This is a genomic window from Amorphus suaedae, assembly GCF_053629675.1.
This window is the reverse complement of record NZ_JBRJIT010000002.1, coordinates 1,484,404-1,499,730: the sequence shown is the minus strand read 5'-3', so window position 1 is coordinate 1,499,730 and position 15,327 is coordinate 1,484,404. Positions and strand designations below refer to the sequence as shown.

Sequence of the window (15,327 nt, the reverse complement as noted above, 5' to 3'; positions counted from 1 at the left end):
GACTAGCCTGCGTTCGGCTCCTGCGGACCGGTGAGCGCGGCCGGCATTTCGCGGTCCACGATGCGCCAGATGTCCACAAGCGCCTCGCGTCCGGTGAGATGGACGGCCCCGACCGGCTCGCGGACGACCGGGAAACTCAGCCGGTCGACGGTCGCCTCGCTGGCCAGGATGATCGCATCCGCGGAGGCATCGATGTTGCGGCCGAACGATTCCAGCCGCGCCGCCACGTTTACCGTGTCGCCGACGATCGTGTAGTTCACCCGGTCGGGCGAGCCGAGATTGCCGACGATGACCGAGCCCGAATGCACGCCGATGCGGATCCGGAGCGGCGGGTCGCCGTTCAGGCGCGACTGGGCCGCGCACGCCTCGGCGTGGCGCTTGATGGAGAGCGCCGCCCGGATGGCGCGGTCGGCGTGATCCGGAACGTCCAGCTCGGCCCAGAACGCCATCATCCCGTCGCCCATGAACTTGTCGATGATCCCGAATTCCTCCTCCACGCACGCCACCAGCCCGGCGAAGTGCGCGTTGAGGACTCGGGCCGCTTCCTCGGCCGTCATGCGCTCCGACAGGGCGGTGAAGCCCACGATGTCGGTGAACAGCACGGTCGCCTGCTGGGACCGGCTGCGCGTCGCCTCCTCGAAGCCGCGCTGCAGGAGGCGGTGCACCAGCTGGCGCGGCACGTAGAGGGAGAAGGTGCGAAGGCCCTGGACCATCGAGTTGAAGGCGCGGGCCTCCGTATCGACCTCGAAGATCCGGCTTTCCGGCAGCCGGCCGACCTGTTCGAACTCGAAGCGGGCGATGCGCTCGGCCTCCGGCGCGATCCGACCGACGGCCCGGGCGATGGAGCGCCCCGTGAAGATCGCGGTGATCACCGCCAGGACCAGCAGCCCGAGGCCGAGAACAAACGAGCCACGCAGCCGGCGTAGCTCGTCCGAGACCTGGTATTCGGGCTGGTACAGCACCGCGATCCACGGCTTCGGACCGTGCCGCGGGATCGACTTGGTGATGACGACGTACTGCTCGTCGTTGGCCGTGATCCCGCTGACGGAGACACCCGCCTGCCGCGCCCGCGCGAACCCCTCCAGTTCGGTGCGTTCGGGGAAATGCCTGAGGACGGGATCCTCGAGCTGGGCGAGCGGCACGGTCGGATCGGTGCTGGTGAAATCGAGCGGGACCAGCTTGCCGGCAAGGGTGGTGTGGGCGAACACCGTGTCCTCGCCGTAGAACAGCGCGACCGCCCCGTCGTTCTCGCGCCCGACCTCCTCGACCACCGACGTGAAGCCGTCGATGCCGACCGCCGCCACGATATAGCCGTCGAGCCGGCCCTTGCGCATCAGCGGCGCCGCGACGTTCATGAACGTCCCGCTGCCCACGTTGACCGGCGGCCCCCAGATGGGCGGGTCACCCGGCCTGATGCCCGACAGGGCATTGCGGATTTCCGGCGAAATCGACGTCTGCACCGGTGTCGGCACAAACGTCCCGTCGTCCGCCCGGTAGAGCCCCGAAGCGACGAAATCCCGATCGTAGAAGAGGATCGCCCGGATCACCGGCGCTCCCGACAGGATCCCGGACAGGAAGGCCTCGCGCGTCGGGCTCGTGGCGAGATCGATCTTGCCCTCCTGATAGGCCCGCGTCAGCGCCTTCACCGTCGGCTGCACGGTGGCGACCCGGTCGGTGATGCGCTCGACGAGCGTCTCCATCACCAGGACGGCCTTGTCGTTGAGCAGCGTGAAGGTGTTCTGGAAGTTCGCGGTGACCGTCAGAAGCAGCACGCTGAGGATCGCGATGCCGACGAGCAGGCCCGAGGTGCCCGCGAGGAAGGCGGCCAGCGACACCTTCGGCCACAGCCGGTTGCGCCGCGACCCGGCCGCGGCACCGGCGTGCCGGCCGGCGCCGGGCACCGGCTTCGGCCGCGGCACGGGCACCGTGGTGTCCGCGCCATCGGGCGCGGAACCGCTCACCGTGGCAAGATCGCGCTTTGCGGCGTGCTTCCTACGCTTCCACACCGCTGACCGCTCCCCGCATCTCTTCCCGGGCCCTGCCGCCCCCGGAGACGCGCACCGCCCCTTCCGCTCTGCACGGGAAGGAGACGGGAACGCGCGTCACCGGAGCCGGGCTCGGGAAACGCCCTACGAGAACGCCTGGATGCCGGTCTGGGCGCGGCCCAGGATCAGGGCATGGACGTCGTGGGTGCCCTCGTAGGTGTTGACGGTCTCCAGGTTCGTCATGTGACGGATCACCTGGTATTCCTCCGAGATGCCGTTGCCGCCGTGCATGTCACGGGCGACGCGCGCGATGTCGAGGGCCTTGCCGCAGTTGTTGCGCTTGATCAGCGAGATCATCTCCGGGGCCATCTTGCCGTCGTCGAAGAGACGGCCGACCTGAAGCGCCGCCTGCAGGCCAAGGGCGATCTCGGTCTGCATGTTGGCGAGCTTCAGCTGCACCAGCTGGGTCGCGGCGAGCGGCCGGCCGAACTGCTTGCGGTCGAGCGTGTACTGGCGCGCGGCGTGCCAGCAGAACTCGGCCGCTCCCATCGCGCCCCAGGCGATGCCGTAGCGCGCCCGGTTGAGGCAGCCGAACGGCCCCTTCAGTCCGGCGACGTTCGGCAGCAGGTTCTCCTCCGGCACCACCACGCCGTCCATGACGATCTCGCCGGTGACGGACGCGCGCAGCGACAGCTTGCCCTGGATCTTCGGCGCGGAGAGCCCGGCCATCCCCTTGTCCAGGATGAAACCGCGGATCTGGCCGTCGTGGGCCGACGACTTCGCCCACACGACGAACACGTCGGCGATCGGCGAGTTGGAGATCCAGGTCTTGGAGCCGGTCAGCTTGTAGCCGCCGTCGACCTTGTCGGCGCGGGTCTTCATGCCGCCCGGATCGGATCCGGCGTCGGGCTCGGTCAGGCCGAAGCAGCCGACGAACTCGCCGGACGCCAGCTTCGGCAGGTACTTCTTGCGCTGGTTTTCGTCGCCGTAGGCGTAGATCGGATACATGACCAGCGAGGACTGCACGCTCATCATCGAGCGGTAGCCGGAATCGACCCGCTCCACTTCGCGCGCCACCAGGCCGTAGGAGACGTATCCGGCGCCGACGCCGCCGTACTCCTCGGGGATGGTCACGCCCAGAAGGCCCAGCTCGCCCATCTCGTTGAAGATGGCGCGGTCGGTCTTCTCCTCGCGATACGCCTCGATCACCCGCGGCTGCAGCTTGTCCTGCGCGTACTGGGCGGCCGTGTCGCGGATCATCCGCTCTTCTTCCGAGAGCTGGTCTTCGAGCAGGAACGGATCGGACCAGGCGAAGGACGAGGACGTCCGGGTGGGCGCGGAATCGGCCGCAGCAGTCATGCCGTGTGTCTCCTAATGAAGCTTTCGCGTTTGGCGGCACTCTATAGAAGCGGGCCACCACCCGGCAAGCGCGGCCTAGCGCGATGCCCGTCATGGGCGTTATGACGGTGGCGGGCGGGCGCCCCGCACTTCCGCTTCTCCGTGACGGCCATCACCGTCGATACTCACCACGTCACGAATTTGGGACAGGCTCGATGAAGACCCCGACCGGCCAGAGCGTTCGCCTTGAGGACTACCGACCGACGCCCTACGCGATCGACACGGTCGCGCTCGATTTCCGCCTCGACCCCACGGCGACGAAGGTGACCTCCACGCTCGCCATCGAGCCGCGCGACGGCACCGCCCCCGGCACCGCGCTGGAACTGGCCGGCGACGCCCTCGCCTTCGTGTCCGCCTCCGTCGACGGCGAGCCGCTCTCCGAGGACGCCTACATCGTCTCGCCGGACTCCTTCAGCCTGAAGCATCCCCCGGCCGGCCCGTTCAGCCTGACCATCGAGACCGAGATCAATCCGGAGGGCAATTCGGAGCTGATGGGGCTGTTCCGCTCCAGCGGCACCTACTGCTCCCAGTGCGAGCCGGAAGGCTTCCGCCGGATCACCTACTTCCTGGACCGCCCCGACGTGCTGTCGGTCTACACCACCCGCCTGGAAGGCCCGCGCGACCAGGTGCCGGTGCTGCTGTCGAACGGTAACCCGATCGAGGAAGGCGAGCTCGAGGGCGGCCGCCATTTCGTCGTCTGGCACGACCCCTTCCGCAAGCCGAGCTATCTGTTCGCCGCCGTCGCCGGCGACCTTGCGTGCGTCTCCGACACCTTCGTCACCGCCTCCGGGCGTACCGTGGATCTCAGGATCTATGTGGAGAAGGGCAAGGAGGACCGCTGCGACTGGGCGATGGACAGCCTCAAGCGCTCGATGCGCTGGGACGAGGTCCGCTTCGGCCGCGAGTACGACCTGGACATCTTCATGATCGTCGCGGTGTCCGACTTCAACATGGGGGCCATGGAGAACAAGGGCCTCAACATCTTCAACGACAAGTACATCCTGGCCGACCCGAGCACGGCCACCGACGTCGACTACGCCGGCATCGAGAGCGTCATCGCCCACGAGTACTTCCACAACTGGACCGGCGACCGCATCACCTGCCGCGACTGGTTCCAGCTCTGCCTGAAGGAAGGCCTGACGGTCTACCGCGACCAGGAGTTCACCTCCGACGAGCGCTCCCGTCCGGTGAAGCGCATCTCCGACGTCCGCACCCTCAAGGCCCACCAGTTCCCCGAGGATGCCGGGCCGCTGGCCCATCCCGTGCGGCCACACACCTACCGCGAGATCAACAACTTCTACACGGCGACCGTCTACGAGAAGGGTGCCGAGGTCGTGCGGATGCTGGCGACCCGCCTCGGCGAGGCCGGCTTCCGCGCCGGCATGGACCTCTATTTCGAGCGCCATGACGGCGACGCCGCGACCATCGAGGACTTCATCGCCTGCTTCGCCGAGGCGACCGGCACCGATCTCGACGCGATGCTCATCTGGTACGAGCAGGCCGGCACCCCGACGGTCACCGCCAACGGCGCCTACGACGCTGAGGGCCACACCTTCACGCTGGAGCTGAGCCAGACGGTGCCGCCCACCCCTGGCCAGCGCGACAAGAAGCCGATGCCGATCCCGATCCGCTTCGGCCTGGTGGGCCCGAACGGCGAGGACATGGACATCGAGCGGATCGAGGGCGCCGACGTCGCCGACGACGTGCTGCTCCTGACCGAGGCCGCCCAGACGGTGGTCTTCCACGGCATCGGGGCGCGTCCGGTACCCTCGCTCCTGCGGAACTTCTCCGCGCCCGTGCGGCTCCTCTCCAACGCCGACGGGGACGACCGCATGTTCCTGCTCGCCCACGACAGCGATCCGTTCAACCGCTGGGAGGCCGCCCAGGCGATCGCCATCGACCTCCTGAAGCGCGGCACCGAGGCGGCGCGCTCCGGCGGCACGCCGGCCGGCGATCCGCAGTTCGTGCGCGGCCTCGGCACCATCGCCGCGGACGACGGCCTGGAGCCCGCCTATCGCGCCCTCGCCCTGCAACTTCCGGCCGAGTCCGACATCTTCCGGGAGATCGGGTCGGACGTCGATCCGGCCGCCATCGCGGTGGCGCGGCACGCCCTGAAGGTGGAGATCGGCAAGGGTCTCGCCGACACCTTCGCGGCGCTCTACGCGGAGCTGGCCGACGATGCGCCCTACACCCCCGACGCCACCTCGACGGGCCGCCGCTCGCTGCGCAACGTCGCCCTCGACTATCTCGTCACCGCCGGCATCGACGGGTGGGAGGCACGCGCCCTCGCCCACTTCGAGAACGCCCGCAACATGACCGACCGGCTGGCGGCGCTCACCACCCTCGCCATGAACCGGCTTCCCTCGGCGGAAGCGGCCTTCGCAACCTATGCGGAGATGTTCGCCGGCGACGCGCTGGCCATGGACAAGTGGCTCTCGCTGCAGGCGATGATCCCGGAGACCGACAACCTCGACCGGGTCCGCAAGCTCATGGACCACCCGGCCTTCTCGTTCTCCAATCCAAACCGCGTGCGCGCCCTGATCGGGGCGTTCGCCACCGGCAACCCGGTCGCGTTCCACAATCCGGACGGCACCGGCTACCACTTCCTGGCGAGCGTGGTGGTCGAACTCGACACCCGCAATCCCCAGGTCGCCGCCCGGCTGCTCGCCGCGTTCCGCTCCTGGCGCGCGCTGGAGACCGAACGGCAGGCTCTCGCCAAGGCCGAACTGGAGCGGGTGGCGGAGTCCGCCGGCCTGTCGACCGACACCTCCGACATCGTCACCCGTATCCTCGGCTAGTAGCCAGGCCTCCACAGAGGGCATTGCGGGAGGCCGGATCCGGATGGGTCCGGCCTCCGATGCGGCCGCGATCGACTGGATTTGAGGTCGGCGGAGACCTCGACGGGCCGCCGACGATCGTCGCCGCGACCACATCGGTGCCGGCTCGGCGACGCCCCCGCCGACGCGCTCGCCACCTCCCACCCCGCAAATCACTTGGCGCTGGATCGCTCCGGCCGGCCGAACGAGCGGATTCCGCCCCGGAGTCGGCTCGAAAATGCCTGTCCGATTCGCAGGTTACGGAAAATTAATCAAAACCCTAGACAACAGGATTCGCGTCGATTCAAATGCAAATGATTCGGCGCTGAACGGCGCGTTTCAACAACGCAATCAAGCGGTTTCCAGGGGATATTGCCATGGCGCGCGCGGGGGCTGCCCACGCGACCATTCGACGTCGCGCATCTATCTCATGGCTGACGACTGCGGTCCAAGAGCGGCTGCAGAAGTTCCTGTCGACCGCTGAGCCGCGGGAAGCAGATGCCCCGTCGGATCGTCTCAGCGGACACGTCCGCCTCCTCGCCGCACCCGGCTACCGGCAGCTCCTCGACACCGAGCCGCTGTTCCGGCGCGCCATCCCCTTCCTGACGATCATCTTCGTGCTGGTCATCGCGGCCTACCGCACCGCCGTGATCGTCGCCGACTACGAGGCGACCGACGAAGCCGCGAAGTCCGATCTCGCGCTGATGGCGAGCGCGCTCTCCTCGGAGCTGTCGCAGTCCGTCGACCCGACCGTCGGCCCGGCCGAGCGCGGCCGCGTCGCCGCGGCGCTCGCAGAGGCCCTGCCCGCCGGCGCGACCCGGCTCGACCGCCAGATCCTCGTCGCCGACGAAGCCGAGACGATCCTCGCCACCGCGCCCTACCGCCCAGAGCTGATCGGCAAGCCGCTCTCCACCATCCTCGGCGCGAACCAGCCGCTGACGACCTTCGGCGCCCGCGCCGGCGTCCTCGACATCACGCCGAACGGCCGCGACGACCACATGTACGCCACGGTGCACCACCTCCGTGGCGACGTCGGCATGGTGGCGCTGACCCAGCCGGTGGAGTCGGTGTTCCTGCGCTGGCGGCGCGATCTGTCGGCCAACGTCACCCTGTTCGTCTGCACCAGCGGCGTGATCCTGGTGCTGGTCTACGCCTTCTACGCCCAGTCCACCCGTGCCCGCGGCGCCGACCAGATCTACGAGTCCACCCGCGTCCGGATCGACACGGCGCTGACCCGCGGCCGCTGCGGCCTGTTCGACTGGGACCTGGCGCGCGGCCGGATGTTCTGGTCCGCCTCCATGTATCAGGTGCTGGGCCTGCCACCGCGAGACGAGCTTCTCGGCTTCCGCGAGTTCGCCGCCCTGATCCATCCCGACGACGGCGACCTCTACGCCATCGCCGAGACCATGCTCGCCACCGACACCACCGTGCTCGACCGGGCCTTCCGGATGCGCCACACCGACGGCCGCTGGGTCTGGCAGCGCTTCCGCGCCGAGCTCGTCACCGACGGCCCGCACGGCACGCCGCACCTCATCGGCATCGCCCTCGACATCACCGAGCAGAAGATGATCGCCGAGCGCTCGGCGACCGCCGACCTGCGCCTGCGCGACGCCATCGAGACCGTCTCCGAGGCCTTCGTGCTCTGGGACGCCGAAAACCGCCTGGTGATGTGCAACTCCAAGTACCAGCAGCTGCACAACCTGCCCGAGGAGGCGATCCGCCCGGGCGCGCCCTATCAGGTGGTGATGCAGGCCGCCCGCCAGCCGATCGTCTCCAGCCAGACCCCGCCGGAGATGATCGAGACCGAGGAAGGCGCCCGCTCCTACGAGGCCGAGCTCGGCGACGGCCGCTGGCTGCAGATCAACGAACGCCGCACCAAGGACGGCGGCTTCGTCTCGGTTGGCACCGACATTTCGGCGCTCAAGCGCCACGAAGAACGCCTCATGGAGAGCGAGCGGCAGCTGCGCGCCACCGTCGTCGATCTGCGCCAGTCGCGCCAGAAGCTGGAAAGCCAGGCCCGCCAGCTCGTCGAGCTCGCCGAGAAGTACGCCGAGGAGAAGACCCGGGCCGAGGAGGCCAACAAGGCGAAATCGGAGTTCCTGGCGAACATCTCCCACGAGCTGCGCACCCCGCTGAACGCCATCATCGGCTTCTCCGAGATCATGCAGCAGGGCATGTTCGGCTCGCTCGGCTCCGTGAAGTACGAGGAATACTGCAACGACATCCACCACTCCGGCACGTACCTGCTTGGCGTCATCAACGACATTCTCGACATGTCGCGGATCGAGGCCGGCCAGGTGGACCTGTCGGTGGAGGCGGTCGAGCTGGAAGAGCTGGTCAGCGAGGCGACCCGCATCATGACCCCGACGGCGCGCGAGAAGGACATCGTCCTCGCCTCGTCGATCGCCCCGCAGATGCGCATCAACGTCGACCGCCGGGCGATGAAGCAGATCCTGCTGAACCTCATGTCCAACGCGGTCAAGTTCACCCCGGACAACGGCCGGGTGACGGTCCGCGCCCGCCTCGAGCAGCACGCCATCATCGTCTCGGTCGAGGACACCGGCATCGGCATTCCCAAGCGCGAGGTGGAACGCCTGGGCCAGCCGTTCGTGCAGGTGGAGAACCAGTTCACCAAGACCCACCAGGGCTCGGGCCTCGGCCTCGCCATCGCCCGCTCGCTGGTCGAGATGCACTCCGGCACCATGGACATCCAGTCGGAGGTCGGCGAGGGCACAGTGGTCACCGTCCACCTGCCGCGCGAACCTCAGGCCCGCGTCTCCTGACGCACCGGTCTTGAAGACCCGAACATGCAAACGGCCGGGGGCAAGCCACCCCCGGCCGTTTTTGTCTTTCAGGTCAGGCAAGTCCGGACGAAAGGGCCTTACTGGGCGCTGTCGTCCTCGTCGCCGTCCGGACCGTCGTCCTGCATCTGGCCCTGCCAGCCGGGACCCCGGCCGCCCCAACGCGGACCGTCCGGCCCGTCGCCGCGCCAGCCGTGGTGACCGCGGCGCGGGCCGCAGTCGTCACCGCCGCGGAAGCCATGCCGGCCGCCGTCCGGCCCCTTCGGACCCATCATACCCATGTGGTGGCCGCCACCCGGCCCGCCGGGTCCCATGCCCCTGTGCATGGCCGGGCCGCCCATCTCGCGGACGAGCTTGCGGAACATCCGCATCTCCTTGGCGTCGATGGTGCCGTCGTCGTTGCGGTCCATGAGCGCAAAGATCTTCTCCCGCTGACCCTGGATCTCCTCCGCCGTGATGGTGCCGTCACCGTCGAGGTCGAAGCGATCGAGGATCCGCTGGCGGCGGCGCTCGACCATGCGCTCGAGGATCGCGGCGTCGATCTCGTCGGAGGTGATCGAGCCGTCATCGTCGGCATCGAACCGGTCCATCGGACGCTCGCTCATCACCGCGAACTCCTCGATCGACAGCTTGCCGTCACCGTCCTTGTCGAGCCGCTCGATCAGGAAGGCGCCGCCCTTGCCGCGCGGGCCGCCCGGACGCGGACCCATGGGGCCGCCGGGCGGCGGACCGTCGGGGGCCTGTGCGGCGGGCGTGCCGCTGTCCTGCGCGAAGGCGAGCGTCGCCGGCACCGACGTGAAGGCGAGCAACGCGGCAACCGCGAGGCTCGGAACTTTGTGAAATGCCATGGTGTGTGCTCCTCGGATGTCGTTTCGACTGCCGCCGCGACCGCATCGCGGTCTTGGCGGACCGGCCCGGGATCCACGTCCCTTCCGGCCGGCTTACCGAGTTCAACGGAGCCAAGGGGGCCGGCCTACGCACGGGGGCCGCGCCCGACACGGACGGGCGATCACGAAACCGAGAGGAGTGGCGGGGCGGCGCGCGTCAGGCCGTCTCGGGGCTTTCGTCCATCCTGCCCACGATGGCCTCGAAGGTGCGCCGGACGGTCGCCTGGGTCTCCGCCAGGTCGGCCTCCAGGCGGGCGAAATCGGGTGCGTCCCCGGCCCGGGTCAGCAGATCGCGCACGCCCATGGGCGCCGTCTCGGCCTTGAACGGGCCGTCGAGGGAGAGCCGCAGGATCTGCGTCAGCGCCTGGTAGAGCTTGGCCGCCGGTACGAGGACCTCCGCGTCGCCCGTGTCGAGCACGCCCGCGGCGGCCGCCGCCTGCAGGGCGGTTTCCGTGTTGGTGGACAGGATCTCCGGGTGCGCCTCGGCGTGGGCGAGCTGGAGGAACTGGGCGACGAACTCCAGGTCGACGAGCCCGCCCGCCACCTGCTTCAGCTCCCAGATGTCCTTGGTGCCCTTCTCCTTCTCGATGCGGCGGCGCATGTCGAGGACGTCCTTGCGGATCGCATCGATGTCGCGCGGCCGGGCGAGCACGGCGTGGACGATGCCGTTCACCCGCGCCCCCAGGTCGAGATCGCCGCCGATGACGCGCGCCCGCGTCAGCGCCATGTGCTCCCAGCTCTGGGCCTGGTCGGCCTGATAGGCCTCGAACGAGGTCAGCCGGGTCGCCAGCGGCCCGGAGTTGCCGGACGGGCGCAGGCGGAAGTCCACCTCGTAGAGCATGCCCTCGGCCGTCGGCGCGGACAGCGCGGCGACCAGTCGCTGGGTGAGCCGGGCGAAATACTGGCTGGGCGCGAGCGACTTGGCGCCGTCAGAGCCCTCGACGTCGGCGTCGTGATCGTAAAGCAGGATGACGTCGAGATCCGAGGCGGCCGTCATCTCGCCGCCGCCGAGCTTGCCGAGCGCCAGCACCGTGACCGCCCCGCCGGGGATGTGGCCGTGGGCGATGGCGAACTCGGCCCGCACCCGGTCGAGAAGCCGGTCGACCAGCACGTCCGCGATCCGGGCGTAGGCATGGCCTGCATCGGCGGCGGAGACGGTGCCGGACATGACGCGGACGCTGACCAGGAACACCTGCTCCTGGCCGAAGATCCGGGCGCGGTCGAGGGCCTCCTCGTAGGTGCGCGCCTCCTCCAGCGAGCGGTCGAGGAGGCGTCGCAAATCCTCGGCCTCCGGCAGCAACCCGAAGAATTCCGGGTCGAGCACCGCGTCCAGCACCCGCGGGCGCCGGGTCAGGGTCAGGGCGACCTTCGGCGCGGCCCCCATGATGGTGGCGAGGAGCTGCAGCAGCCCGGGGTTCGACTTCAACAGCGAGAACAGCTGCACGCCGGCCGGAAGCTGCGACACGAACCGGTCGAAGGCGGCGAAGGCGACGTCGGCGTTGCGGGTGTGGGCGAAGGCGTCGAGCAGCACCGGCAGCAGCTCGGTCAGCAGTTGCCGCGAGCGCGACGACCGCGTCGCGGCGTAGCGCCCGAAATGCCAGGCCCGCACCGCGCGGGTGACGTCCTTGGGTCGCTCGAAGCCGAGGCCGAAAAGGGTCTCCAGCGTCTCCGGGTCGTCCTCGTCACCGGTGAAGACCAGGCTGCCGAGATCGGTCGACAGGCTCGGCGCATCCTCGAACAGCTGGGCGTAATGCCCCTGCACGCGCTCCAGATGCCCGCGCAGGTCGTTGGCGAACCCGTCGAACGCCGGGTAGCCGCACAGCCGCGCCACCGCCGCCAGCCCCTCGTCGCTCTTCGGCAGCGTATGGGTCTGTTCGTCGGCGATCATCTGCAGCCGGTGCTCGACGAAGCGCAGGAACCGGTACGCCGCGTCGAGTTCGTCGCGGGCGGCCTGGTCGATCCAGCCGGCCTCCACCAGCGCTTCGAGCATCGGCAGCGTGCGGATGCCGCGCAGCCCCGGATTGCGTCCGCCGGCGATCAGCTGCTGGGTCTGGACGAAGAACTCCACCTCGCGGATGCCGCCGCGGCCAAGCTTGATGTTGTGGCCGGCGACGGCGATCCGTCCGTGGCCCTTCACGGCGTGGATCTGGCGCTTGATGGAATGCACGTCGGCGATGGTCGCGTAGTCGAAGGAGCGGCGCCAGATGAACGGGGCGATGTCGGCGAGCAGCGCCGCACCTGCCTCCGGGTCGCCCGCCACCGGCCGCGCCTTGATCAGCGCCGCCCGCTCCCAGTTCTGGCCAAGCGCCTCGTAGTAGTGGAGCGCCGCCGGCACCGACAGCGCCACCGCCGTCGCCCCCGGGTCCGGCCGCAGCCTGAGGTCGGTCCGGAACACGTAGCCGTCGCCGGTGCGCTCCTGCATGATCTGCACGAGCCGGCGCGTCATCCGCACGAACAGCGTCGACGCCTCGTCGGGATCGGCCGTCGGCGCGCGGTCGGGATCGAAGTACACGATCAGGTCGATGTCGCTGGAGTAGTTGAGCTCCGCCGCGCCGTACTTGCCCATGCCCAGCACGATGTAGCCGGAGCCCGCCTGCGGGTGTTCCGGATCGGGCAGCGCCAGCTTGCCGCGCGCGTGGAGGTCGCGCAGCAGATGGCAAACGGCGGCCTGCAGCGCCGCGTCGGCGAACGCCGTCAGCGCGCCGGTGACGGCTTCCAGCTCCCAGGTTCCCGAGAGGTCGGCGAGCGCGATCAGCAGCGCCGCCTCCTGCTTGCCCTCGCGCAGCACCCGCATCAGGGTCGCCTCGTCGGGAACGAAGGCGGACACCCGCGCGATCAGGTCGGCGATCCCCGCCTCCGGCGCGGCGGACAGGATGCGCGCCAGACGGCCGGCGTCGCGCAGGCCGAGGTCGCGCAGGAACGGGCTGTTGGAGAAGACCCCGACGAGAAACGGCGCGAGGCCCGCTTCCGCGTCGAGGAGCTCGCGCAGCGCCGCGCCGCCCTCCGCCTCGGCCAGCCGGGCGAGATCGTCGGCCAGCGCATCCTTGCGGGCGGGATCGGACGGGATCGTCCGGTCGATCCGGCGATAGAGCGGTCGGGCGTCGGTGGCGGTCATCAGCTCCGGTCTTGTGGCGCGTGCTTCAGGTCATGCGGGAAGACCAGCGTGGCCTTCAGGCCCGGCTCGGCGTCGCCGAGCACGAACTGGCCCCGGTGCACATTGGCGATCGCCTCGACCAGGCTCAACCCCAGACCCGAGCCCGGCGTCGACCGGCTCGCCTCGAGCCGCACGAACCGGCCCGTCACCCGGTTGCGATCGGCGGGCGAAATGCCGGCTCCGTTGTCCGCCACGCTGAGCTGCGCGCCGATCTGCGACACGATCAGGGTGACCGAAACCTCCGGCGCCTCGGCGTCGAGCCCGCCGTGCTTGATGGCGTTGTCGATGAGATTGGCGAGCGCCTGCCCGACCAGTTCGCGATTCGCCTCCACCACCACCGTCTCGGGCACATCGACGGTGAGGTTCACGCCCGCTTCCTCGGCGACCGGCTCGTAGAGCTCCGCCACGTCGCGGGCGATCTGCGCGAGGTCCACCGGCGCCAGCGCCACCACCGCCGATCCGGCCTCGCTGCGGGCGATCATCAGCAGCGCGTCGAAGGTGCGGATCAGCGCCTCGGACTCCTCGATCGTCGCCTGCAGCGCGTCGCGCAGCGCCTCCTCCGAGCGCGCCTGGCGCAGCGCCGCCTCCGCCTGCATCCGGAGGCGGGTCAGCGGCGTCTTCAGGTCGTGGGCGATGTTGTCGGAGACCCGGTGCAGCCCCTCGTGCAGGTCGACGATGCGGTCGAGCATGGTGTTCAGGCTGGCCGACAGGCGATCGAACTCGTCGCCTGTCCCGGTCACCGGCAGCCGCTGGGTGAGATCGCCGTCGACGATCCGGTTGCCGGTTGCCGCGATCGCATCGACGCGTCGGAGCACCCGTCGCGAGACCACCAGGAAGCTGACGAGGCCGAACACGATGGCCACCAGCAGCGCCCACTGGGCGGCCTGGCCGATGATCGCCCGGAACTCGGTGCGCTCCTCCAGGTCGCGTCCGACCAGCAGACGGAACCCGCCCGGCAGCACGAACACCCGCACCAGCGCGCGGCGCGCACGAGACTCGTCGGCGCCGGACGGTCCGAGCCGCTGATAGAACACCGGCCGCGCCTCGCCGTCGGCGCTCGACAGCAGCGACTGGGTCAGGCTGTCGATGTTGCCGGCGATGCGGTTGCCTGCGAAATCGGTGATGAGATAGAGGCTCGCGCCCGGCGCCACCGACCGCCGTTCCACCGCGTTGACGAGGCCGGTCAGCCCGCGCACCCGGTACTGGTCGGACAGGCCGCGGATCTCCGCGTCGATGGTGTCGCGCAGCTGACGGTCGAGGAGATCGTCCGTCATCGTGAAGATGTAGACGATCAGCCCGACCAGCAGCGCCGTGAAGACCGCGAGGTAGACGAGGGTCAGCTTGACGGCTGTGGTGCGGAAGAGCCTACCGAGCGTCGTCACGAACGACATAGCCGGCTCCGCGCACGGTATGGAGAAGCGGCCGGTCGAAGTCCTTGTCGATTTTCGCCCGGAGCCGCGACACGTGCACGTCGATCACGTTGGTCTGCGGGTCGAAGTGGTAGTCCCAGACGTTCTCCAGCAGCATCGTCCGGGTCACCACCTGGCCGGCGTGCTGCATCAGGTACTCCAGCAGGCGGAATTCGCGCGGCTGCAGCGGAATGGAGCGTCCGCCCCGGGTCACCGAGTGGGACAGGCGGTCGAGCTCGAGGTCGGCGACGGTGTAGACCGTCTCGGCCTGGATCGGCTTCTGGCGGCGGCCCAGCGCCTCCACCCGGGCGAGCAGTTCGGAGAAGGCGTAGGGCTTGGCGAGATAGTCGTCGCCGCCGGCGCGCAGCCCCTTCACCCGGTCGTCGACCTGGCCAAGCGCCGACAGTATCAGGATCGGGGTGGTGTCGCCCGCCTCGCGGCGCTCCTCGACGATGGAGAGGCCGTCGCGCAGCGGCAGCATCCGGTCGATCAGGAGCACATCGTAGTCGCTCGCCTGGGCCAGATCGGCCCCCTCCACCCCGTCGCGGGCGAGGTCGACCACATGGCCGGCTTCCTTCAGCCCCCGGGACAGGAAGCCCGCCGCGTCGCTGTCGTCTTCGATCAAAAGGATTCGCATGGCATCCGTCATCTTGCAGAGTCCGGTTGATCTTGCATGAACTGGAAGCTGGCGGAAGCCGAATGAGGTGGACGGCAGACCACGCTGGGTGATCTGCCGTCCGACGGTGCCGAGTCGGCGGGGGCGACGGAAGCCAACGACGACACCGATCAGGTGGATCACGGGCGGCATCGACGGATGTCGGACGACCGGGACCGTGATCGAAACGGGAGCGCCAGGGGCGGTGCCCGGCGGAGTGCC

The 15,327-nt window shown here is 69.4% G+C and carries 8 protein-coding genes; 2 read left to right on the top strand and 6 right to left on the bottom strand.

Features of this window, described 5'->3' with window-relative positions; all coding sequences use genetic code 11:
* Nucleotides 1-2 precede the first annotated feature (2 nt).
* Nucleotides 3-1,961: an adenylate/guanylate cyclase domain-containing protein gene (locus AB7M35_RS20680; RefSeq protein ID WP_453962379.1), complete on the bottom strand. Its 1,959-nt coding sequence runs from the start codon at nucleotides 1,959-1,961 to the stop codon at nucleotides 3-5.
* A 168-nt stretch (nucleotides 1,962-2,129) separates the two neighbouring features.
* A complete protein-coding gene (locus tag AB7M35_RS20675; RefSeq protein WP_453962378.1) occupies nucleotides 2,130-3,344 on the bottom strand; it encodes an acyl-CoA dehydrogenase in 1,215 nt (404 codons plus the stop codon).
* A 194-nt stretch (nucleotides 3,345-3,538) separates the two neighbouring features.
* On the opposite strand from AB7M35_RS20675, the gene pepN reads away from it, so the two are divergent.
* Together pepN and AB7M35_RS20665 are read left to right on the top strand one after the other, a co-directional pair.
* Nucleotides 3,539-6,181 carry an aminopeptidase N gene (pepN, locus tag AB7M35_RS20670; RefSeq protein WP_453962376.1) on the top strand — a complete coding sequence of 881 codons (2,643 nt, stop codon included), beginning with the start codon at nucleotides 3,539-3,541 and terminating at the stop codon, nucleotides 6,179-6,181.
* A gap of 395 nt (nucleotides 6,182-6,576) precedes the next feature.
* On the top strand, nucleotides 6,577-8,982 hold the full coding sequence (locus AB7M35_RS20665; protein ID WP_453962375.1) for an ATP-binding protein: 2,406 nt from the start codon (nucleotides 6,577-6,579) through the stop codon (nucleotides 8,980-8,982).
* A gap of 98 nt (nucleotides 8,983-9,080) precedes the next feature.
* On the opposite strand, the gene AB7M35_RS20660 is transcribed toward AB7M35_RS20665, so the two are convergent.
* The 4 genes from AB7M35_RS20660 to AB7M35_RS20645 all read right to left on the bottom strand — a co-directional run bounded on the left by AB7M35_RS20660 (nucleotide 9,081) and on the right by AB7M35_RS20645 (nucleotide 15,087).
* Nucleotides 9,081-9,848 carry an EF-hand domain-containing protein gene (locus tag AB7M35_RS20660; protein ID WP_453962373.1) on the bottom strand — a complete coding sequence of 256 codons (768 nt, stop codon included), beginning with the start codon at nucleotides 9,846-9,848 and terminating at the stop codon, nucleotides 9,081-9,083.
* Nucleotides 9,849-10,044: 196 nt separating this feature from the next.
* Nucleotides 10,045-13,002, bottom strand: coding sequence for a bifunctional [glutamine synthetase] adenylyltransferase/[glutamine synthetase]-adenylyl-L-tyrosine phosphorylase (locus AB7M35_RS20655; protein ID WP_453962371.1), 2,958 nt, complete (start codon nucleotides 13,000-13,002; stop codon nucleotides 10,045-10,047).
* Complete coding sequence (locus tag AB7M35_RS20650; RefSeq protein WP_453962369.1) at nucleotides 13,002-14,432, bottom strand: sensor histidine kinase; 1,431 nt, start codon at nucleotides 14,430-14,432, stop codon at nucleotides 13,002-13,004. The genes AB7M35_RS20655 and AB7M35_RS20650 overlap by 1 nt, the downstream gene beginning before the upstream one ends.
* A complete protein-coding gene (locus tag AB7M35_RS20645; protein ID WP_453962368.1) occupies nucleotides 14,407-15,087 on the bottom strand; it encodes a winged helix-turn-helix domain-containing protein in 681 nt (226 codons plus the stop codon). Before AB7M35_RS20645 ends, AB7M35_RS20650 begins: the two co-directional genes overlap by 26 nt.
* Nucleotides 15,088-15,327: the final 240 nt, after the last annotated feature.